20 protein-coding genes are annotated in these 17930 nt (G+C 71.6%); 7 read left to right on the top strand and 13 right to left on the bottom strand.

Annotation, left to right across the window (positions count from 1 at the left end; genetic code table 11):
• Nucleotides 1-21 precede the first annotated feature (21 nt).
• On the top strand, nucleotides 22-1230 hold the full coding sequence (locus tag O2L01_RS09340) for an MFS transporter (RefSeq protein WP_270121650.1): 1209 nt from the start codon (nucleotides 22-24) through the stop codon (nucleotides 1228-1230).
• A 62-nt stretch (nucleotides 1231-1292) separates the two neighbouring features.
• A complete protein-coding gene (locus O2L01_RS09335) occupies nucleotides 1293-1985 on the top strand; it encodes a hypothetical protein (protein WP_270121649.1) in 693 nt (230 codons plus the stop codon).
• A 77-nt stretch (nucleotides 1986-2062) separates the two neighbouring features.
• On the opposite strand, the gene O2L01_RS09330 is transcribed toward O2L01_RS09335, so the two are convergent.
• Nucleotides 2063-3250 (bottom strand): ROK family transcriptional regulator, encoded by a 1188-nt coding sequence (locus O2L01_RS09330; RefSeq protein ID WP_270121648.1) that lies wholly within the window; start codon nucleotides 3248-3250, stop codon nucleotides 2063-2065.
• A gap of 59 nt (nucleotides 3251-3309) precedes the next feature.
• Here O2L01_RS09330 and O2L01_RS09325 point away from each other — a divergent pair, with 59 nt between their 5' ends.
• Nucleotides 3310-3936, top strand: a complete 627-nt coding sequence (locus O2L01_RS09325; RefSeq protein WP_270121647.1) for an HAD-IA family hydrolase — start codon at nucleotides 3310-3312, stop codon at nucleotides 3934-3936.
• Complete coding sequence (locus O2L01_RS09320) at nucleotides 3926-5038, top strand: MFS transporter (RefSeq protein WP_270121646.1); 1113 nt, start codon at nucleotides 3926-3928, stop codon at nucleotides 5036-5038. The genes O2L01_RS09325 and O2L01_RS09320 overlap by 11 nt, the downstream gene beginning before the upstream one ends.
• A 47-nt stretch (nucleotides 5039-5085) precedes the next feature.
• Here the strand turns inward: O2L01_RS09320 and O2L01_RS09315 are convergent, their stop codons facing one another.
• From O2L01_RS09315 to O2L01_RS09280, 8 genes are all read right to left on the bottom strand, one after another.
• The gene (locus O2L01_RS09315; protein ID WP_270121645.1) at nucleotides 5086-6087 is read right to left on the bottom strand and encodes a TerC family protein; all 1002 of its coding nucleotides are present in this window, start codon (nucleotides 6085-6087) and stop codon (nucleotides 5086-5088) included.
• Nucleotides 6088-6249: 162 nt separating this feature from the next.
• Nucleotides 6250-7542, bottom strand: a complete 1293-nt coding sequence (locus O2L01_RS09310; RefSeq protein WP_270121644.1) for a glycoside hydrolase family 1 protein — start codon at nucleotides 7540-7542, stop codon at nucleotides 6250-6252.
• Between the two features lie 40 nt (nucleotides 7543-7582).
• Nucleotides 7583-8152 carry a hypothetical protein gene (locus O2L01_RS09305; protein ID WP_270121643.1) on the bottom strand — a complete coding sequence of 190 codons (570 nt, stop codon included), beginning with the start codon at nucleotides 8150-8152 and terminating at the stop codon, nucleotides 7583-7585.
• Between the two features lie 98 nt (nucleotides 8153-8250).
• On the bottom strand, nucleotides 8251-8991 hold the full coding sequence (locus O2L01_RS09300; RefSeq protein ID WP_270121642.1) for an SDR family NAD(P)-dependent oxidoreductase: 741 nt from the start codon (nucleotides 8989-8991) through the stop codon (nucleotides 8251-8253).
• Nucleotides 8992-9173: 182 nt separating this feature from the next.
• A complete protein-coding gene (locus O2L01_RS09295) occupies nucleotides 9174-9740 on the bottom strand; it encodes a TetR/AcrR family transcriptional regulator (RefSeq protein WP_270121641.1) in 567 nt (188 codons plus the stop codon).
• 102 nt (nucleotides 9741-9842) lie between these two features.
• Complete coding sequence (locus O2L01_RS09290) at nucleotides 9843-10247, bottom strand: YchJ family protein (protein WP_270121640.1); 405 nt, start codon at nucleotides 10245-10247, stop codon at nucleotides 9843-9845.
• A 54-nt stretch (nucleotides 10248-10301) separates the two neighbouring features.
• Nucleotides 10302-11117: an SGNH/GDSL hydrolase family protein gene (locus tag O2L01_RS09285; RefSeq protein WP_270121639.1), complete on the bottom strand. Its 816-nt coding sequence runs from the start codon at nucleotides 11115-11117 to the stop codon at nucleotides 10302-10304.
• A gap of 120 nt (nucleotides 11118-11237) precedes the next feature.
• The gene (locus O2L01_RS09280) at nucleotides 11238-12059 is read right to left on the bottom strand and encodes an SGNH/GDSL hydrolase family protein (protein WP_270121638.1); all 822 of its coding nucleotides are present in this window, start codon (nucleotides 12057-12059) and stop codon (nucleotides 11238-11240) included.
• Nucleotides 12060-12315: 256 nt separating this feature from the next.
• On the opposite strand from O2L01_RS09280, the gene O2L01_RS09275 reads away from it, so the two are divergent.
• Nucleotides 12316-13341, top strand: a complete 1026-nt coding sequence (locus tag O2L01_RS09275) for a LacI family DNA-binding transcriptional regulator (protein ID WP_270121637.1) — start codon at nucleotides 12316-12318, stop codon at nucleotides 13339-13341.
• A 1-nt stretch (nucleotide 13342) separates the two neighbouring features.
• Here O2L01_RS09275 and O2L01_RS09270 read toward each other — a convergent pair whose 3' ends face one another.
• Nucleotides 13343-13747 (bottom strand): MarR family transcriptional regulator, encoded by a 405-nt coding sequence (locus tag O2L01_RS09270; RefSeq protein WP_374727660.1) that lies wholly within the window; start codon nucleotides 13745-13747, stop codon nucleotides 13343-13345.
• Nucleotides 13748-13939: 192 nt separating this feature from the next.
• On the opposite strand from O2L01_RS09270, the gene O2L01_RS09265 reads away from it, so the two are divergent.
• Complete coding sequence (locus tag O2L01_RS09265; RefSeq protein WP_270121635.1) at nucleotides 13940-14788, top strand: NAD(P)H-binding protein; 849 nt, start codon at nucleotides 13940-13942, stop codon at nucleotides 14786-14788.
• Here the strand turns inward: O2L01_RS09265 and O2L01_RS09260 are convergent.
• The 3 genes from O2L01_RS09260 to O2L01_RS09250 form a co-directional block, all read right to left on the bottom strand.
• Nucleotides 14785-15228 carry a hypothetical protein gene (locus O2L01_RS09260; protein WP_270121634.1) on the bottom strand — a complete coding sequence of 148 codons (444 nt, stop codon included), beginning with the start codon at nucleotides 15226-15228 and terminating at the stop codon, nucleotides 14785-14787. The two genes, O2L01_RS09265 and O2L01_RS09260, sit on opposite strands and share 4 nt — an antisense overlap.
• A gap of 192 nt (nucleotides 15229-15420) precedes the next feature.
• Nucleotides 15421-15720, bottom strand: a complete 300-nt coding sequence (locus O2L01_RS09255) for a hypothetical protein (RefSeq protein WP_270121633.1) — start codon at nucleotides 15718-15720, stop codon at nucleotides 15421-15423.
• A gap of 142 nt (nucleotides 15721-15862) precedes the next feature.
• Complete coding sequence (locus O2L01_RS09250) at nucleotides 15863-17023, bottom strand: MFS transporter (RefSeq protein ID WP_270121632.1); 1161 nt, start codon at nucleotides 17021-17023, stop codon at nucleotides 15863-15865.
• Between the two features lie 75 nt (nucleotides 17024-17098).
• Here O2L01_RS09250 and O2L01_RS09245 point away from each other — a divergent pair, with 75 nt between their 5' ends.
• On the top strand, nucleotides 17099-17869 hold the full coding sequence (locus tag O2L01_RS09245) for an AraC family transcriptional regulator (RefSeq protein WP_270121631.1): 771 nt from the start codon (nucleotides 17099-17101) through the stop codon (nucleotides 17867-17869).
• Nucleotides 17870-17930 lie beyond the last annotated feature (61 nt).

The raw sequence follows: 17930 nt of genomic DNA, 5'->3' as shown, positions 1-17930 counted from the left end.
CCGCTTGGTACGTTCCGAACCGTGTCCGAGCCCGCCCACTCCATCCGCCTGAGGCGCCTGGCCCTGCCGATCTACGGGCCGACGATCCTCATCTCGATCGGGATGGGCGCGGTCATGCCGCTCGTCGCCCTCTCCGCCCTCGACCTCGGCGCCACCGTCACCCAGGCCGCGATCATCGTGGGCCTCATCGGCTTCGGCCAGCTCGTGGGGGACCTCCCCGCCGGGGCGCTCGCCCAGCGGTTCGGCGAGAAGCGGGTCCTGCTGGCCGCGTGCGTCGTCGAAGCGGCCGCTCTGATCACGGCCTCCCGTACCGGCTCGCTCCTCGTGCTCTCGGCGGCGGTGTTCGTCATCGGCCTGGCCTCGGCGGTCTTCGGGCTCGCCCGGCACGCGTACCTCTCCGAGGCGGTGGCGGCGGGCTTCCGCGCCCGCGCCATGTCGACCCTCGGCGGGACGTTCCGCATCGGCGGGTTCATCGGGCCGTTCGTGGGCGCGTTCCTCATCGAGCAGTACTCGTTCGGCGCGACCTACGCCTTCGCCGCGGCCACGAGCCTCGCGGGCGGTCTCCTCAGCCTCGCGCTGCCCGACCTGCCCGCGTCCCGGACCTCCGTCGTGCCCGAGAAGCGCGGCATGTGGTCGGTCCTCGCCGAGCACCGCCGGGTGCTCGCGACCCTCGGCACGGGCGTCCTGCTCATCATGATCGCCCGCGCCTCCCGGCAGGCGATCATCCCGCTGTGGGCCGAGCACCAGGGCCTCGACGCGACGGCCACGAGCCTCATCTTCGGCATCGCCGCCGGCGTCGACATGCTGCTGTTCTACCCCGGCGGCGCGATCATGGACCGCTTCGGGCGCATGTGGGTCGCCCTGCCCGCGATGCTCGTCATGGGCGCCGGGTTCCTGCTCCTCCCCCTGTCCGGGACGGCGGTCGCGATCGGCCTCGTCGCCTGCTTCATGGGCCTGGGCAACGGCATCTCCTCCGGCATCGTCCTCACCCTCGGCGCCGACGTCGCCCCCGACGAGGGCCGCCGCCAGTTCCTCGGCGGTTGGCGCCTCTGCGGCGACCTCGGCGGCGTCGCGGGCCCCGGCCTCATCAGCCTCGTCTCCCTGGTCCTCCCCCTCGGCGCGGCCGCGATCGCCCTCGGCCTCATCACCTGGTTCGGCGCCGCCTGGCTCGCCAAATGGGTCCCCGTCTACGAGCCCGACCGGCAGCCCCGCGAGAAGGCCGCCGTCTAAACCGCTGTCGCGCACCGGGTCTGCGCGGGCATACTCGAGCCACCTGCGTACGAAGGAGAACGGTGCGACTCGAAGGCCGCACGTGGCGGACACTCGTCGGCACGGCCCGACTGGGTCCGACCGCCTACCGCGTCATCCGGCCCGAACGCCTCCCCGCGCACGCGGTGCTCCACGACGACCTTGTGGGACAGCAGCTCTCGGTCGACAAGTCCGCCACCGTCGAACTCGCGATCGCGTGGTGGCTCGCGTCCAGGTCCCCCAGGAGCATCGTCTGGCTCCCGCTGCGGACGGGCGCTTTCGACTGCGGCACCGCACCCGAGTCGCGACGCCTCGACCTGGTGCTGCTCCACCACAGCCTCGGGTTTCGCGTGTCCGAGTGGAAGACGCTCCGCTCCCGGGTGGCGGAGCCGAAGGTCCACAAGGTCACGGTGCCCGCCGGCGTGTTCCCCGAGCGGGACCAGGGCTTCCACGAAATGCGGTGGCACCGCGAGTTCCGCGACCGCCTCGATTGGAAGATCGCGGCGGACACGCTCTTCATCGTCGGGAGCCGGCTCGGCTTCGAGCTCGAGGGCTGGAAGCTCCGCGAACTCGCCGAGGAGAGCCCGGCCGTACTCGCCGAGAGGCCGGAGGCGCACTGCTGCGCCGAGATCGGTCTCGGCCGGTACCTGACCCCCGCCTCCTCCGAGCTGCACGTCGCGTGCTGCAACCTGCATTGGCGCGGCCGGTCCGTCACGAGTCGTTCCGCGCAGGCGTGACCGGCCGTCTTGGAGGGTGAAGAGCGGCGAGTTCGACTGCAACGCCTGACCCCAGCTGCCCCAAGGGTGCCCGTTGTCTAGACCGAACGTTCCTCGATCCAGGCCGCGATGCCGCCCTCGGTGAGGATCATGTCCCAAGCGGCTTCGGCCGCACCGAGAATGGGGGCGTCCGGGCCGAGCGCCGACGGCACCACCGGCGGCGGGTCGTCGCGGCGGAAGCCCATCAGGCCTGCTCGGAAGGCGCCGCCGAAGGCTTCGGGGACCGCTCGGCGCAGTTCCGGCGCGAGGCCGCCGAGGCACACCAGTTCGGGGTCGAGGATGTTGACCAGGCCGGCGGTCCCGCTTCCGAGCACCGCGGCGCATTCCTCCACGGCCGCACGGGATTTCGGGTCCACCAGCGCCTCGATGAGGTAGGCGCGCGGGTCCTCCGGCTCGGCCTCGCCCTTGAGCCGGGCCACGGCGCGGCCGTCGACCGCCACGTCCCAGCATCCTGAAGCACCGCAAGGACACGCCACCGCCGGATCGCCCAGCGGCGCATGGCCGAACTCGCCGCCGGCGCCCGTGGCGCCCGTGACGGCGTGGCCCTGGTCGACGAAGATCCCGCCGATGCCGACCTCGATCGTCAGGTACAGGACGCTCCGGCCCGGGTGCGAGAGTCGCGCCTCGGCGAGGCCGGCCAGGGTCGCGTCGTTGCCGAGCGCTTGGGGCACACCGGGAAGCAGCGGCTCGACCTCGACGTCACGCCAGCCGAGCACACTGGACTGCACGATGCTGTTGCGCCGCACCGTGCCCGTGGCGGACATCGAGACCGCCCGCACACGGCCGCCGTAGCGGTCCGCGAGGTTGCCCACCGCTTCGCGGATGTCGGCGAAGACCCGGTCCGGGCGCTTCGACGCGTGCCGGCCGGTGGTCGATTCGACCAGGGTCCCTTCGAGGTCGGCGATGGCGACGGACCAGTCCGCGTACCGCAGGTCGACGACGGCGGCGAGGGGTCCGTCCGGGTGCGCGTGGAGCGTCGTCGTGGGGCGGCCGCGGCCGGTGGGCGGGGCCGGGGCCTCGGCGATCAGGTCGAGGGCGCGGAGGCGGGCGGAGATCTCGGTGGCGGTGCCGCTGCCGACGTGCAGTTCGCGGGCGGCCTCGGCGCGGGTGACGCCGGGGTGGGAGCGCACGAGGCGGAGCAGGTCGAGGGCGCCGCTCCAGCGGGCGGCCTCGGCGCGGCCGACCTTGGCCGGGTTCGGCTCGTCGGCAGGGGTTCTGGCTTGCACTCGGGGACCTCCAGGAATTATCCTCGCGTTACGAGTTTATTTCTACCCCGGAGGGCTTCATGCGAAGCTACAGCAACCCCGAAGCCGTCCTGCTGGACATGGACGGCACACTCGTCGATTCCGACGGCGCGGTCGAACGCGCCTGGGCCGCATGGGCCGTCGAATACGGCGTCGACCCCGCCCGCGCCCTCGCGGACGCGCACGGCAGCCCCGCCTCGATCACCGCCGCCCGGCTCCGGCCCGACCTCGATGCGGCCCAGGTCGACACGGCCGCCCAGCGGCAGCTCGAGCTGCAGTACGAGGACCTCCACGACGTCGTCCCCACGCCCGGCGCCGAACGGCTCCTCGCCGAGCTCGACCGGATCGGCCTGCCCTGGGCCGTGGTGACCAGCGCCGACGACCGCCTCGCGAAGGCGCGGCTCGAGGCCGCCGGGATCCGCCCGCCGCTGCTGTTCACGTTCGAGGACGTCACGAAGGGCAAGCCCGACCCCGAGGGATACCTGCTGGCCGCCAAGGCACTCGGCGTCGACCCGGCCGCGTGCCTCGTCGTCGAGGACTCCGGGCCGGGCCTGGCGGCGGGCCGCGCGGCCGGGGCGATGACCGCGTCCCTGCGCGGGCTCGACGCGGACGTCAAGCTGCACGACCTCGGGCACCTGGCGGAGCTGCTGGTGTCCGATGGCCGTTGAGACGAGCACGGGGGAACGCGCGGCCGCCCGCGACCTGAGCCGCGTCGTCGCGTTCGCGCAGATCGGGCTCGGACTGCTCGTGAGCTCGTTCGGGCCGTACCTGGCCGGGATCGCGGCCGAACTCGACCGCCCGCGCGGCGAACTCGTCTGGCTCACCATGACCTTCGGCGCAGGACTCGTGCTCGCGGCCGCGACCGGCCCGGCCGTGCTCCGCCTCGGCGCCGGACTGGTGATGCGCCTGGCGTGCGCGGTGATCGCCGTCGGCGCGGTCGCCATGGCGGCCACGGCGGAACTCGCGATCGCGGGGACCGGCGCGGTCCTCGTCGGGTTCGGCTGCGCCGCCATCGCCCTCGCGACCCCGCCGCTGCTGCGCGGGCCCGGCGCGGCGAAGCGCATCACCGTGATGGTGGGCCTCTCGAGCGCCGCCGGGGTGTGCGCGCCGCTGGCGTTCGGGGCGCTCGAATCGGTGGGCGTGCCGGGGCGGTGGGCGCTGCTCAGCGCCGTCCCGGTCCTGGTCGCGGCCGTCGTGCACCGCACCGTCCAGGGCCCGCCGGACGCGGCCGAGCGGGACGGCGGGATCCCGGTCGGGCCCGCGGCGCTGGCGTGGGGCCGGATCGTCCTGTGTGTCGGGATCGAGTTCTGCTTCGCGATCTGGAGCGTGGCGCGGCTGGTCGACACCGGGGTCGCGCTCGGCACGGCTTCGGCGCTCGGCGCGGGCTTCGGGATCGGGATGGCCGCGGGCCGCCTCGTCGGGCCGCGGTTCGTGGACCGGCCGTGGGCGGTGCACGCCGCGCTGGCGCTGATCGCGGTCGGCACGGCCGTGGTCTACCTCGGGCAGGACCCGGCGACAGTGACCGTGGGGATCGGGGTCGCGAGCCTCGGGATCGCGCCGCTGTACCCGATCATGCTGGGGCGCCTGGTCGGCATCCCGGGATTGAGCGGGCGGCATTCGGCGTCGATCGGGTCGCTCGCGTCGGGGACGGCGATCCTGTGCGCGCCCGCCGCGCTCGGCTGGCTGGACGGCCAGGTCGGGCTGCGGGAGGCGTTCCTGCTGCCGATCCCGCTGCTCGTGCTGCTGTGGATCCTCTCCAGACGGCGATAGCAACGGCCCCGGACCGCGCCGGTCCGGGGCCGCATCGTTTGAAGCGCTTAGTCTTCGGTCTCCTGCTTCTTGGTGGCCGTGAGCGAGCCGGCGTGGGCCTTCTCTTCGGGGCTCATGCGGGTCTTGATGAGGCTCGCGATCGTGACGACGACGAGGATGCCGATGACCACGCCCAGGCTGAGTGACGTCGGGACCTCCGGGATGGAGGTGTTGATGTCCACGTGCGCCCAGTGCAGGATCAGCTTGGCGCCGATGAACAGCAGGATGAGCGCCAGGCCGGCCGAGAGGTAGACGAGGCGGTCGAGCAGGCCCTTGACGAGGAAGAAGAGGGCGCGCAGGCCGAGCAGCGCGAAGGCGTTCGCGGTGAAGACGATGTACGCCTCCTGCGTGACGCCGAAGACGGCCGGGATGGAGTCGAGCGCGAAGAGCAGGTCCACGCTGCCGATCGCGATGAGGACGATGAACAGGGGCGTGAAGAGGCGCTTGCCGTCCACTTTGGTGACGAGCTTGCCGTCGACGTAGTCGGGGGTGATGGGCAGGAAGCGGCGGGCGCCGCGCACCATCACGTTCGACTCGATGTCCGGGTCCTCGTTGCGGTGGCGGAAGAGCTGGATCGCGGTGTAGACGAGCAGCAGGCCGAACAGCAGGAACATGAACGAGAACGAGTTGATGAGGGCCGCGCCGAGGGCGATGAAGATCGCGCGCATGATGAGCGCGAGCACGATGCCGAAGGTGAGCACCTTGTGCTGGTGGTGGTCCGGCACGGCGAACGTGCTCATGATGATCACGAACACGAAGAGGTTGTCCACCGAGAGGCTCTTCTCGATGATGTAGCCCGCGAAGTACTCGGTCCCGGCCGCGTTGCCGTAGGCGGCCCCGAACCAGATGCCGAACGCGATCGCGACGGCGATGTAGAAGACCGACCAGGCCGTGGCCTCTTTGAAGCCGACGTGGTGCGGGCGCACTGCTGCGAGGATCAGGTCCACCGCCAGCAGGACGACGATGAGGCCGATGGTTCCGGCCCAAGTGATCGGGCTGATATCGAGCAACGCTTCCTCCGTCAGATTGCCATCATCACGACTGCAGGATTGACATCAAGCCCGCAGTGCCCGCATCCTAACGGCCCCCGGTCCCGTAGGTCACGACTACCCCCGAGAGGCCGTGACCCCGGCCAAAGCACGGCAAAGGTCACAGTGGGGAGATCTCGGGTTTCAGGCGGCCGGGACGAGGCAGCTCAAAGGCGGGTCGATGAGGGAGCAGACCGACTCGCGCACCACCGGTTCGTAGTCGCCGGGGACGCCGCCGCCGGCGATCACGCCGGTGTAGGCCGCGACCCCGTCCGTGGGCTGCCGCACCAGGTCGGGGTCGGTGACGGCGTCCACGGTGTACAGGCCGAAGCGGGGCGTGTACGAGCCCCATTCGTAGTTGTCGGTGAGGGACCAGTAGTTGTAGCCGATGACGTCGATGCCGTCCTCGGCGGCGCGCTGGATCCAGTAGACGTGGTCCTCGATGAACTCGGTGCGGCTCAGGCCGTCCGGGCGTTCGGCGTTGTCGTGGGTGGCCATGCCGTTCTCGACGATGTACAGCGGCAGGTCCGGGAACTTGTTCGCGTAGTAGCGCAGGGCGTAGTAGATGCCGTCGGGCTGGGCGTCGGCGAGTTCGCCGGTGACGGCGCGGGCGGCGGTGAGGTTGTCGAGGCTGAGGCCGAGGTAGTAGTCGATGCCGACGAAGTCGAGCCGGTGCCTGATCCCGTCGATGAACGCGGCGTCGAACAGCCACGGGGACAAGGGGATGAACGCGAGGTTCGAGGTGACCATCGCGTCCGGGTTCGCCTCGTGGATCAGGTCGTAGGCGGCGTTGTGGGCCTTGGCGATCCGGTCGAAGATCCAGGGCGCGTCGAACCAGGTCGCGGCCCCGTTGTCGATCTCGTGGTAGACGTACAGGGTCGCCTCGTTGAAGGTGACCCACATGGCCCCGGAGTCGGCGTAGCGCTGCACGATCCGCTCGGCGTACGCGGTGAAGTCGGCGAGGGTGTCGTCGCTCTTCCAGCCGCCCTGGTCGGCGACCCAGCCGGGGTGGACCCAGTGGTTGAGGGTGATCATCGGCTTCATCCCGGCGTCGAGGACGTGCCGCACGACGTCGTCGTAGTAGGCGAGCTCGGCCTCGTCCCACTCCCCCGGCGCGGGTTCGACCCGGGCCCATTCGACGCCGAACCGGTAGACCTCCACGCCCATGTCGGCGGCCAGCGCGATGTCCTCGGCGTACCGGTGGCGGAAGTCGACGGCGTTCCCGACGTGCTCTTTGGACTCGGAGTACCTGAGCCAGTTGGAGTCGGGGTTGCTGCCTTCGGACTGGAAGCCGGAGGAGGCGACGCCCCAGAGGAAGTCGTCGGGGAGCGGGGCGACGGTGTTCTCGGCCGGAGTGTCGGCGGCCGATGCCGGGGCGGCCGCGAGGAGTGGCGCGAGGACGACGAGTGAGGCGAGGAGCCGACTGAAGGCGCGCATGGGGGAATGCTCCGTTTCTCCCCCGTTTTGTACCCTCACATCATAGGCATGGGAAGGCCCGCAAGGGAATACCGGGGAGTAACCGGTCGGCGCGGAATCCGGCGAGGGCGGCGGCCTGGACGGGGTCGAGCCGGTAGGCCTGGTTGGCGGCGCGCGGGTAGATCTCGGCGGCGTGCCAGAGTTCGGCGCGGACGCTGGTGGCGACGCCGATGCGGCGCATGTAGGCGCGCAGGGACTGGGTGAGGTCGAAGGCGTCGAAGAGGTAGACGTGGTCGATGCCCCAGGGGCGGTGGGCGCCGCGGGGCGCGCGGGGGCCGGTCATGACGAGGTAGTACTCGAGTTCGTCGGAGTCGTTGAGGTCGAGCAGGCCGTCGTTGTGGCCGTAGTGCTTGACGTTGACGGTGCGTCCGGCGAGGGGGCCGCTGCGGAACCAGCCGTCGACGGCGCGGCTGGGCGCGGGTTCGAGTTCGATGTCGAAGATCTGGGCGGCGATCCAGTCGGAGAGGTGGCCGTGGGCGAGGGGGCGGCCGACGATGTCGGCGATGCGGGCCTCGATGTCGTTGCGCGCCTGGAGGAGCATGGCGATGGACTTGAGTCCGTCTTCGTCCATGTGCGCTCCTCGTTCGACGTCGCTCCTCGACCCCGCTCCTCATCGTACCGAGGGCGGGCCGGGGGCGCCGCCTTCGACGGGCGGCGCCCCGGGGCGCGCTAGACGGCGGACCAGCCGCCGTCGCTGGGGAGGACGACGCCGTTGGTGTTGTCGGCGTCGTCGCTGAGCAGCCAGGTGATCGCGGCGGCGAGCTGCTCGGGCCGGGCGGTCTCGGCGGCGTTGGCGAAGTAGGGGCTCAGGCGCTCCCAGCCGAGCTCGGACTTCGGCTTCGCCTCGATGTTGGTGGCCACGCCGCCGGGGGCGACCGCGTTCGAGCGGACGCCGTCCTTGCCGTAGATGACGGCGACGTTGCGGGTCAGTCCGATGACGGCGTGCTTCGAGGTGGTGTACGCGGCGCCGGCGGCGGAGCCGCGCAGGCCGGCTTCGGAGGCGACGTTCACGATGGCGCCGCCGCCCTTGGCGATCATGACCGGCAGGACGGCGCGGATGAGCCGCATGGGGGCGGTGACGTTGACGCTCATGACGCGGTCCCAGGCGGCGTCGTCGATCTCGCCGGCGGGCACGAAGCCGTCCATGACGCCGGCGACGTTGGCGAGGCCGTGGACGGTGCCGTCGGCGGCGGCGACGACCCGGTCGATGACCTCGTTGGAGGTGAGGTCGCCGGCGACGGTGCGGATGTCGATCTCCGCGGCGAGCTTGTCGAGGGCGTCCTGGTTGACGTCGGCGGCGATGACGGTGGCGCCTTCGGCGGCGAGGCGGAGCGCGGTCGCGCGGCCGATGCCGGATCCTGCGCCGGTGACGATGACGGTCTTGCCGGTGAAGCGGTCTGCTGTTGCCATTGGTTCCCCCTGGGTCGGGCCGCGCCGGTCGGGGCGGTCCGTGTCGCAGTGTCGCCTCGGGGCGGTTCCCGAGGTGGCGATTCACTCGATCCCTCAGATTAAGTCAATCATTTGACTTAACTTTACGGCGGCAGCGTCGACCGCGACAAGAGAGGAAGCTCATGAGTTCGGTCATCGCGCCGCTAGCGCGCGGCGGGCACCTGATCGAGCGAGGAGACGACGATCCGTTCGACGGCGAGGAGGCGGTCGGCCATGGACTCGGGGTCGAGTTCGTCGTCGGTGCCGGTGACCCAGGCGCTGAGGAGGGCCGTGCCGCCGCCGATGACGAACACGGCGAGGTCGTCGGCGAGCGGCGGGGGCATGGCCGCGCCGAAGCGCTCCTGGAGGGCGCCGCTGCGGAGCGGCGCGAGGAGGCCGCTGACGACGCGGTTGAGGGCGTAGGCGCTCGCGGTCTCGAACATGGCGCGGTAGAAGCCCTGATGGGCGGCGAAGTGGCGGGCGACGGCGAGGGCGCGTTCGCGGGCGAAGAGGCCCGCGGGGGGTTTCTCGCAGGGGACGGCGAGTTCGCGGCGGGCGAGGTCGAGCGCGGCTTCGAGGAGGAGGGTGTCGCGGTCGCCGTAGTGGAGGTACACGAGCTGGCGGCTCACCCCGGCGGCGTCGGCGATGTCGGAGACGGGGACGTTCATGGTGCCGCGCGCGCTGACCAGCGCGGTCGCGGCGCCCAGGAGGGCGGCTCGGGTTCGTCGCACCCGGCGGTCTTTGGCGGGTGGTGGAGTCGGGAGGCTCACCCGACGAGGTTAGGCACTCGTGGAGGGTTCGACAAGTCGTTCGACGACTCGATCTGCCGCGCGTCAGGAGAAGCCGAGCGCGTCCACGTACACCCAGTCGCCGCCGAGTCGCTCGAACTCGCTGTTCTCGGTCTGGGAGCCGGGCCCGTCGGCGTCGGTGTAGTCGGCGCGGAAGCGGACGGTGCCCTGGGTGTGGAGCGGTGTGCCGCCGGTGGTCTCGAGGAGGTGGAGGCCGGTGAAGCGGCGGCCGTCGCTCCCGAGGTCGAGGCGTTCGGGGCGGGTCTCGGGGTGCCAGGTGCGCATGAGGTAGGCGGCGTCGCCGAGGGCGAAGGCGCTGTAACGGGAGCGCATGAGGGCTTCGGCGGTGGCGGCCTTCGCGGTGCCGGCGTGGAGCGGGCCGCAGCAGTCGGTGTAGGCGGCGCCGCTGCCGCACGGGCACGGCCGGGTCTGGCGGGAGCGTCTGGGCATTCCAGGATTGTGCCGGAGCGCCGCGCCGGCCCGCGGGCCGGTGCGGCGCCGGTTCTAGCAGTCTTCGAGGTAGGGCGTGACGACCTCGGCGTACGCGGCCTGGCCGGCGGCGTTCGCGTGGAACGACTCGACGGTGCCGGTGTAGCCGAGGATCCACGGGTCCGCGGAGCAGATCTCGTGGCCGGTGAAGGCGTCGCGGACGTCCGCGAAGGCGTAGCCGTGGTCGGCCGCGACGGACGCGGTCGTCTCGGCGAGGAGGTCGGCCGTCTCGTTGAGCAGGGCCTGCTCCTCGGGGGTGATCGCGAGGGTGCCGGCGCAGGAGGCGCCGCCGAACAGGAGCGGGTTGCCCACGACGGTGACGTCCGCGAACGGCGCGAGGTCGCCGACCTGCGTGTACAGGTCGTCGAGTTCGGCCGGGAGGGAGTCGGTGATGACGGCTTGCGCGTTCGCGACCGCGCCCTGGCACAGGGCCGTGTCGGTGCCGGCGCACGCGCCGAGCACGGACGAGAACCCGGCGTCGTTGCCGCCCACGCCGATCGAGACCTCGCGGGTGCGCCAGGTGAGGTTGCCGAGCTGCTCGGCGACGACGTCCTCGACGCGCGCGCCGGAGCAGGCGTCGAACGAGAGCCGCGCGCCCATCGCCTCGGCCGCGAGCTGCGGGTAGGCGTTCGCGGAGCGGTAGCAGTCGGTGCCGTCGTCGGCGTAGTCGCCCGCGCCCACACCGGACACGTACGAGTCGCCGAGGGCGACGTACCGCGGCGACCAGGTGTGGTTCGCGGAGGCGGGTGCGGCGATCGAGGCGGCCGCGATGCCGGCGACGGCCGCGGCGGCGAGGGTGCGCGCGATGCGCTTGGTGGAGTGTCGGGTCATGGGTCTCCTTCTGGTGGTGGCGAGCGGGGTCCGCCCTGGGGTGCCGGGGCCGAGGCGGGCTCTGAAGCGGACGCGACCGGCCCCGAGGGAAGACTCCCCCGGGGCCGGTCGCGGTTGCCTCTAGTAGTCGAGGAGCGGGATGACGACGTCGGCGTAGGCGTCCTGGCCGGCGGCGTTGGGGTGGAACGACTCGAGGGTCCCGGTGTAGCCGAGGATCCACGGGTCGGCGGAGCACACGCCGTGGCCTTCGAAGGCCGCGCGCGGGTCGGCGAAGTCGAAGCCGTGGTCGGCCGCGACGGCCGCCGTGGTCTCCGCGAGGAGGTCGGCCGCGTCGTTGAGGAGCGCCTGCTCCTCAGGGGTGATCGCGAGGGCGCCCGAGCATGCGGTCTCGTTGAACAGGCGCGGGTTGCCGACCACGACGACCTCCGCGGAGAAGGCGCGGTTCTCGACCCGGGTGTACAGGTCGTCGAGCTCGGCCGGGAGCGAGTCGGTGATGACGGTGCGCGCGTTGGTGATCGCGGTCCTGCACAGCGCGGTGTCGGTGCCGGCGCACGCGCCGAGCACGGACGAGAACCCGGCGTCGTTGCCGCCCACTCCGATCGTGACGTGCTCGGTGTTGACCTCGTAGAGGTGGTCGAGCTGGTCGGCGACCACGTCCTCGACGCGCGCGCCGGAGCACGCTTCGAACCAGAGGCGTTCGCCCAGTGCGACGCTCGCCTGCTTCGCGTACGCGTTGGCGGAGCGGTAGCAGTCGGTGCCGTCGTCGGCGTAGTCGCCCGCGCCGACGCCCGAGGCGTACGAGTCGCCGAGCGCGACGTACTGCTGGATGGTGACGTCGGCCGAGGCGGAGCCGGCGAGGCCGGCGACGCCGAGGCCCGCGGCCGCCGCGACGGCGGCCACGCGGGCGAGGACGCGACGCGACTTGCCTTCCTTGAAGGACACAGGGTCTCCTTGTTGTCGTCAGGGCCGGCGGGCGCGCCCGGGTGAGGCGCCCCGCCGGAGGACCGCGTCATTATAGACAGGGAAGTCCATTGTGTCGCAATAGAAATGATGCGTGACGCTGCGTCACGGCCGCCCCGGTACGGGCCGCGCGGCGCCCCGGATTGCCAAAACTGTTTCGAGAAGTTTCCGTAGCCGATCGGAAACAGTTTCCGCGAGCGGCTAGAATGACCCCACCTAATTCGCGGAGGGGCGGCAGATGAGGAACCGGGCGACGCTGACCGAGGTGGCCGAGCGCGCGGGCGTCTCCAAGGCCACGGCCTCCAAGGTGCTCAACGGGCGCCCCGGCGTCGCCGACGAGACCCGCCGGGCCGTGCGCGAGGCCATCGCCGCACTCGAGTACGTGCCGAGCACCGGCCCGCGCGAATCGCCTGCGCCCCAGACGATCCACGTGGTGTTCGACACGCTCCTCAACATGTACGCCGTGTACGTCCTCGACGGGATCCTCAGCGGCGGCAAGGAACTCGGCGTCGAGGTCGTCACCAGCTCCCTCGAGGCCGAGACCCCCGGCGACAACGACCCGATCGGCGCGGACCGGATCAAGGAGATCGCCGCCCAGGGCGCGGCCGGCCTGGTCCTGGTGACCGCGCAGCTCACCACCGACGAGATGGACACGTGCGAGCAGCTCGGCCTGCCGCTGGTGGTCATCGACCCCGCGAACCCCCTCGACGAGCGCGTCACGAGCCTCGGCGCCACCAACTGGGCCGGGGGTGTGCAGGCCACCCGGCACCTGCTCGACCTGGGCCACACCAGGATCGGCTTCACGGGCGGCCCGCCCGGGTCGCTGCCCGCGCGCGAACGCCTGCACGGGTACCGGGAAGCGCTCGAATCAGCCGGGATCGAAGTGGACCCCGCGCTCACCGGCGCGGGCAAGTTCAACGCGGAGACCGGTGCGGCCCTGACCGACCGGATGCTCGACCTCGCCGACCCGCCGACCGCGATCTTCGCCGCGAGCGACAGCATCGCCGTGGGCGTCATCCGCACCGCCCGCCAGCGCGGGCTCGAGGTGCCCGGCGACCTGAGTGTCGTGGGCTTCGACGACACGTACAACGCGATGTGGGTCGAGCCGCCGCTCACGACGGTGAAGCAGCCGCTGCGGCAGATGGGCCGGGTCGCGGCGCGCACGGTGCTCGACCTGGCCGCGGGCAAGGTCCCCGACTCGCACCACGTGCAGCTCGCGACGAGCCTCGTGGTGCGCGAGTCGACCGCGCCGCCCCGGGGCTGACCTAGTCCGCCGTTGCCTCCAGGGCGCGTTCGTAGGCGAGGAGGGTGTCGACGAACCGGCGCCGCTCGTCGTCCGTCAAGGGCGCCAGGGCTTTGCGCCAGGCGGCGGCGCTGCCGGCGAGCCAGTCCTCGATCTCGGGGCGCATCTCGGCGCTGATGCTGACGATGCGGCGGCGGCGGTCGGCCTCGTCCTCGCGGCGTTCGAGGACGCCTTTGCGGCTGAGTTCGGCGACCATGAGGCTCACGGTGGTGGGCGCGACTTCGAGGCGGACGGCCAGGTCGTTGACTTGGGCGGGGCCGTCGAAGAGGAGCAGCGCGAGCAGCGAGAGGTGGCGGGGGCTCAGCTCGAGGGAGCGGACCCGCTCGGGCACGGGCAGGCGCTTGGCCCGGCCGACCATGCGCGGCATGAGCAGCAGGAGCTCGCGGATCGCGTCGTCGGTGTTCCCAGGGCTTGACACGGGCACGCCTCCAGATTATCTTTGATATCAAATAATGTTTGCTTGCAAAGCAAATAGGTTCCAGGTTCATGCTACCCGAGGGCGCCGCACGCGCCCTTCCCTCGCATGCCCGAAAACACCCGTCCACCAGGAGCGACATCCATGAGCGACACCGCAGCCCCCGCCAACGAAGACGCCATCCTCGTCACCGGCGCCCGGGGCAACATCGGCTCCCGCCTCACCGCCCGCCTCGCCGCAGCCGGGCACCGCGTGCGCGCCACCGCCCGCGACACGACCCGACTCGACGTCCCCGCGGGCGTCGAGACGGCCGCACTCGACCTCACCGATCCGGACCCCGCCGTCCTCAAAGGCGTGCGCACCGCATTCCTCTACCCCACTCGCGGCGACATCACCGGATTCCTCACGGCCGCAAAGGAAGCCGAGGTCGAGCACGTCGTCCTGCTCTCCTCCCCCGCCGCCTACGACCCCGTCGAGCACGCCGGCCCCATCGGCGCGGCCCACCAGGCGATCGAAGCCGCCGTCCGCGACTCCGGGCTCGGCCACACCGTCCTCTACCCCTCCTGGCTCGCCACCAACCCCGACCGCGACTGGGCCGAGCAGATCCAGGCCGGGAAGGTCGCGATCGCCCACCCCGAGTGGCGCGTCAACCCGATCCACCTCGGCGACGTCGCCGAAGTCGCCGCCGAACTCCTGCTGCACGAACGGTTCCGGGGCCGCAGCCTCATCCTCACCGGCCCCGAATCGCTGAGCCAGCGCGAGGTGATCGCGCAGATCGCCGCCGCGCTCGGCAAGCCGATCGCGGTCGAGGAGCTGACGCACGAGGAGGCGCTGGCGGCCCGGCCGGCGTGGTTCCCGGAGGCGATGTTCGCCTCGCTGCTGGAGGTGGCGGCCAACCTCGGTGACCGCCCGGCCACGGTCAACAACAACGTGGAGCGCGTGACCGGCCACCCGGCACGGACCTTCGCCGAGTGGCTGCAGGACAAGGCCTAATCGGCGTCCTGGCGCTGCTCGAGCGGGTACCGCGCTTCGAGCACCGCCCAGGTCCGCTTCGAGAGCGTCCACCGGCGGATGCGGAGGCGTTCGTATTCGCCGTCGGCGCAGAGGACGAAGCACTGGCGTTCGGAGACGACGATGCGCTCGCCGTGCCCCAGGGGCCGGACCAGGTACATGCCCTGCCCCTGGGTGAACTGCCAGAAGCCGCGTTCGTCGATGCGGGCGAAGGGGATCGCGATGCAGACCAGGGCGATGAGCGCGAAGACGCCGGCGACGATGGCGATCACGGCGAGCAGTTCGAGGAGGTCGCCCCCGGTGGGCGCCGCGGTGAGGTCGTCGCCGTCGCTCAGGGCGCCGATGAGGATGAAGGCGAGGGTGACGGCCACGCCGATGGCGGCGACGATCGGCACGATCCAGAGCGAGGGGCGGAGTTTCATGGGGGCCTTTCTACGGGCCCGGGGAGGCCCGTCACATCGGTGCGACCGAGGATACCGTTCAGCGCCCTCTCGCGGGGTCCCGCCGCGTCCGGCTCCTGTTGCCCGCGAACCGCTTCCGGGCCGTCCCTGGACCGGGAGGCAACCGATCGGAGCGGGACAGTTCCGCTCCGATCAGGTCTTTCGGCGATCAGATCACCGGTTGTTCTGCAACTGCTTCATGCCGGCCATGAGGTCGTCGAGGTTCATCGCCGGAGTGAGGTCGATCTTGGCGTGCAGTTCCTCGAAGAGCGGTTCGCCGTTCACGACCATCTGCGAGGTGTCCTTCATGTCGAAGAAGATCATCATGCTGCGCATGCCGTCCTGCGGGAAGAAGTAGGCGGCCTCGGGCTTGAGCGAGCTCAAGAACTTCTCGAGCATCGGCTGGAGCTTGCCTTCGGTGATCGCCTTGTTCCCGGCTTCGACCGGGATCTGGACTTTCAAGCAGACTCGCATGTCGTGTGTCCCCCTTGACGCCGCGGCGGTCGAGCCGCGTCTGCGGCGCTCTTGGATCCGCGCGGTACCTCCATCACACCGCTCCGGCGCGGGCTTGTCAGGGCTTCGGCGATTCATTCGGTTGCGGCCCTGACGAGCCGTTTCATGGCTTCTTGAGGAACAGGCCCAGGGCTACGGCGACGAGCGGGACGGCGCAGAGGGCGGTGAAGACGCCTTCGGGGCCGTGGCGTTCGGCGATGAGGCCGAAGGCCGGGGCGAAGAGGCCGCCGACGCTCATGGCCAGGCCGAGGGTGACGCCCGCGGCCGTGCCGGGGCGGGTCGGCAGGTAGTCCTGGGCGAGCTTGACGAGCACCGCGAACGGGATGTTGATCGCGATGCCGACGGCGATCGCGACCGCGACGGCCGCGTACTCGTCCGGCACGAACCGGAGCAGCACGAGCAGCGGGACGATCATGACGCCGCCGATGCGGGTGGTGCGCACGGCCCCGAAGCGGTCGGCGAGGCGCCCGCCCATGAGGGTGCCGGCGACGCTGCCGAACATGAAGCCCGCCAGGGCGATCCCGGCGACGGCGTGGCTCGCGCCGAGGTGGCGGATCCAGTACAGCTCGATGAAGGTGATGATCCCGACCCACAGGATCGAGCGGACCACCTCGATCCCGGTGAGGACCGCGAACGGGCCCCAGCGGTCGGTGCCGGTGCGTGCCTTCGCTGGGCCCGCGGCGGTGCGGGTGTGCTTGCGGAGCATGACGAACGCGATGAGGACCGCGGGCGGGATGAACAGGGCGGTCGCGCCGACGCCCATCGCCATGAGCGCGGGGGTGGCGAGCACGGGCGCGAGGAAGAACCCGACCGAGCCGCCCGCGGCGAAGATGCTCATGCCGGCGGCGCTGTCGCCGGCGGCTTCGCGGGCGCCCTTGCCGGCGGCGGGGTGGAACATCGCGACGCCGAGGCCCGAGGCGAAGATCAAAGCGAGGACCAGCGGGTACGGTCCCGCGAGCCCGGCGAGGCCGAGGCCGATCCCGGCGAGGGCCACCCCGGCGGGCGCGAACCAGTCGAGGCGGCGGCGGTCGACGAGGACGCCGAAGAACGGCTGCGGGATCGAGGCGCCGAGGGCGGCGGCGAGGGTGAGGCCGGTGGCGGCCACGTAGCCGTAGCCGCGGTCGAGCACGAAGTAGGGCACGACGGCGGGGACGAGCCCCTGGTAGAGGTCGTCGACGGCGTGGGCGGTGCCCCACAGCCACATGCGGCGCAGCGGCGACGGGGCGGCCTCCCGGGCGGCGGGCGGGGCGGCGGTCTGGGTCATTCGGGTGCTCCTTGTCCGTATGCCCCAAGGATTCCGACTCGCCGCCGCCTCCGGCTAACGGTATTCTGCCGAGTTATGTCGATAGACGGCCAGATCGACGGGCGCAGCATTCCGAGCAGTCCGATCCGCACGCTCACGCACATGGAGCGGATCGACTGGCACCGCCACGACGGCCACCAGTTGATCTACCCGCGCCGCGGCGTGCTGCGGGTGTTCACGGCCACGGGCGTGTGGGTCGTGCCGCCCTCGCAGGGGGTGTGGATCCCGGCGGGCCACGATCATGCCCACCGGGCGTGCGGGACGACGGAGATGCGCGCGATCCTGTTCGCGACCGAGAGCCCCGGGCCGTTCATCGCACATCCGACGGTGCTGGCGTTCACGCCACTGCTGCGCGAGGCCGTCACGTGCCTGACCGACGACGCCGGGCTCGAAGCGGCCACGCGGGGGCACCTCGAGCGGGTCGTCCTCGACCTGCTGCGCGGTGTCGAAGCGCCGCAGCGGTTCCTGCCCGCGCTGCCGGATCCGCGCCTGCGCGAGGTCGTGGCGCTCCTCGAGGACGACCCGTCCGACCGGCGGACGCTCGCGCAGCTGGGGACGGCCATCGGGGCGTCCGAGCGGACGCTCAGCCGGCTGTTCCGGGAGCAGGCCGGGATGACGTTCGCGCAGTGGCGCGGCCAGTTCCGGCTGCACCACGCGCTCGTGCTCCTCGCGGAGGGACACCAGGTCACGCGCATCGCGGGGGCGTGCGGGTACGCGAGCCCGAGCGCGTTCATCGGCGCGTTCCGGGAGGCGTTCGGGCTGACCCCGGGCGAGTACCTGCGGCGGGAGCCGGACCTCCGCCTGTAGGCGGCCATTGCCTTGTACGCGCTTTCAGGCTATTCTGTGTCCACCTCATTATATCGATTCA

It is taken from the genome of Glycomyces lechevalierae, from assembly GCF_027622945.1.
Lineage (GTDB): Bacteria > Actinomycetota > Actinomycetes > Mycobacteriales > Micromonosporaceae > Glycomyces > Glycomyces rutgersensis.
Note: the sequence above shows the minus strand (reverse complement) of the source record. Positions and strands in the feature narration are given on the sequence as shown.

What these genes read in the sequence shown, in the direction of transcription:
- O2L01_RS09325 (WP_270121647.1), top strand. Translation starts at nt 3,310, where the DNA reads ATGCGAAGCTACAGCAACCCCGAAGCCGTCCTGCTGGACATGGACGGC.
- O2L01_RS09320 (WP_270121646.1), top strand. Translation starts at nt 3,926, where the DNA reads ATGGCCGTTGAGACGAGCACGGGGGAACGCGCGGCCGCCCGCGACCTG.
- O2L01_RS09310 (WP_270121644.1), bottom strand. Translation starts at nt 7,542, where the DNA reads ATGCGCGCCTTCAGTCGGCTCCTCGCCTCACTCGTCGTCCTCGCGCCA.
- O2L01_RS09305 (WP_270121643.1), bottom strand. Translation starts at nt 8,152, where the DNA reads ATGGACGAAGACGGACTCAAGTCCATCGCCATGCTCCTCCAGGCGCGC.
- O2L01_RS09300 (WP_270121642.1), bottom strand. Translation starts at nt 8,991, where the DNA reads ATGGCAACAGCAGACCGCTTCACCGGCAAGACCGTCATCGTCACCGGC.
- O2L01_RS09290 (WP_270121640.1), bottom strand. Translation starts at nt 10,247, where the DNA reads ATGCCCAGACGCTCCCGCCAGACCCGGCCGTGCCCGTGCGGCAGCGGC.
- O2L01_RS09285 (WP_270121639.1), bottom strand. Translation starts at nt 11,117, where the DNA reads ATGACCCGACACTCCACCAAGCGCATCGCGCGCACCCTCGCCGCCGCG.
- O2L01_RS09275 (WP_270121637.1), top strand. Translation starts at nt 12,316, where the DNA reads ATGAGGAACCGGGCGACGCTGACCGAGGTGGCCGAGCGCGCGGGCGTC.
- O2L01_RS09270 (WP_374727660.1), bottom strand. Translation starts at nt 13,747, where the DNA reads ATGCCGCGCATGGTCGGCCGGGCCAAGCGCCTGCCCGTGCCCGAGCGG.
- O2L01_RS09265 (WP_270121635.1), top strand. Translation starts at nt 13,940, where the DNA reads ATGAGCGACACCGCAGCCCCCGCCAACGAAGACGCCATCCTCGTCACC.
- O2L01_RS09260 (WP_270121634.1), bottom strand. Translation starts at nt 15,228, where the DNA reads ATGAAACTCCGCCCCTCGCTCTGGATCGTGCCGATCGTCGCCGCCATC.
- O2L01_RS09255 (WP_270121633.1), bottom strand. Translation starts at nt 15,720, where the DNA reads ATGCGAGTCTGCTTGAAAGTCCAGATCCCGGTCGAAGCCGGGAACAAG.
- O2L01_RS09250 (WP_270121632.1), bottom strand. Translation starts at nt 17,023, where the DNA reads ATGACCCAGACCGCCGCCCCGCCCGCCGCCCGGGAGGCCGCCCCGTCG.
- O2L01_RS09245 (WP_270121631.1), top strand. Translation starts at nt 17,099, where the DNA reads ATGTCGATAGACGGCCAGATCGACGGGCGCAGCATTCCGAGCAGTCCG.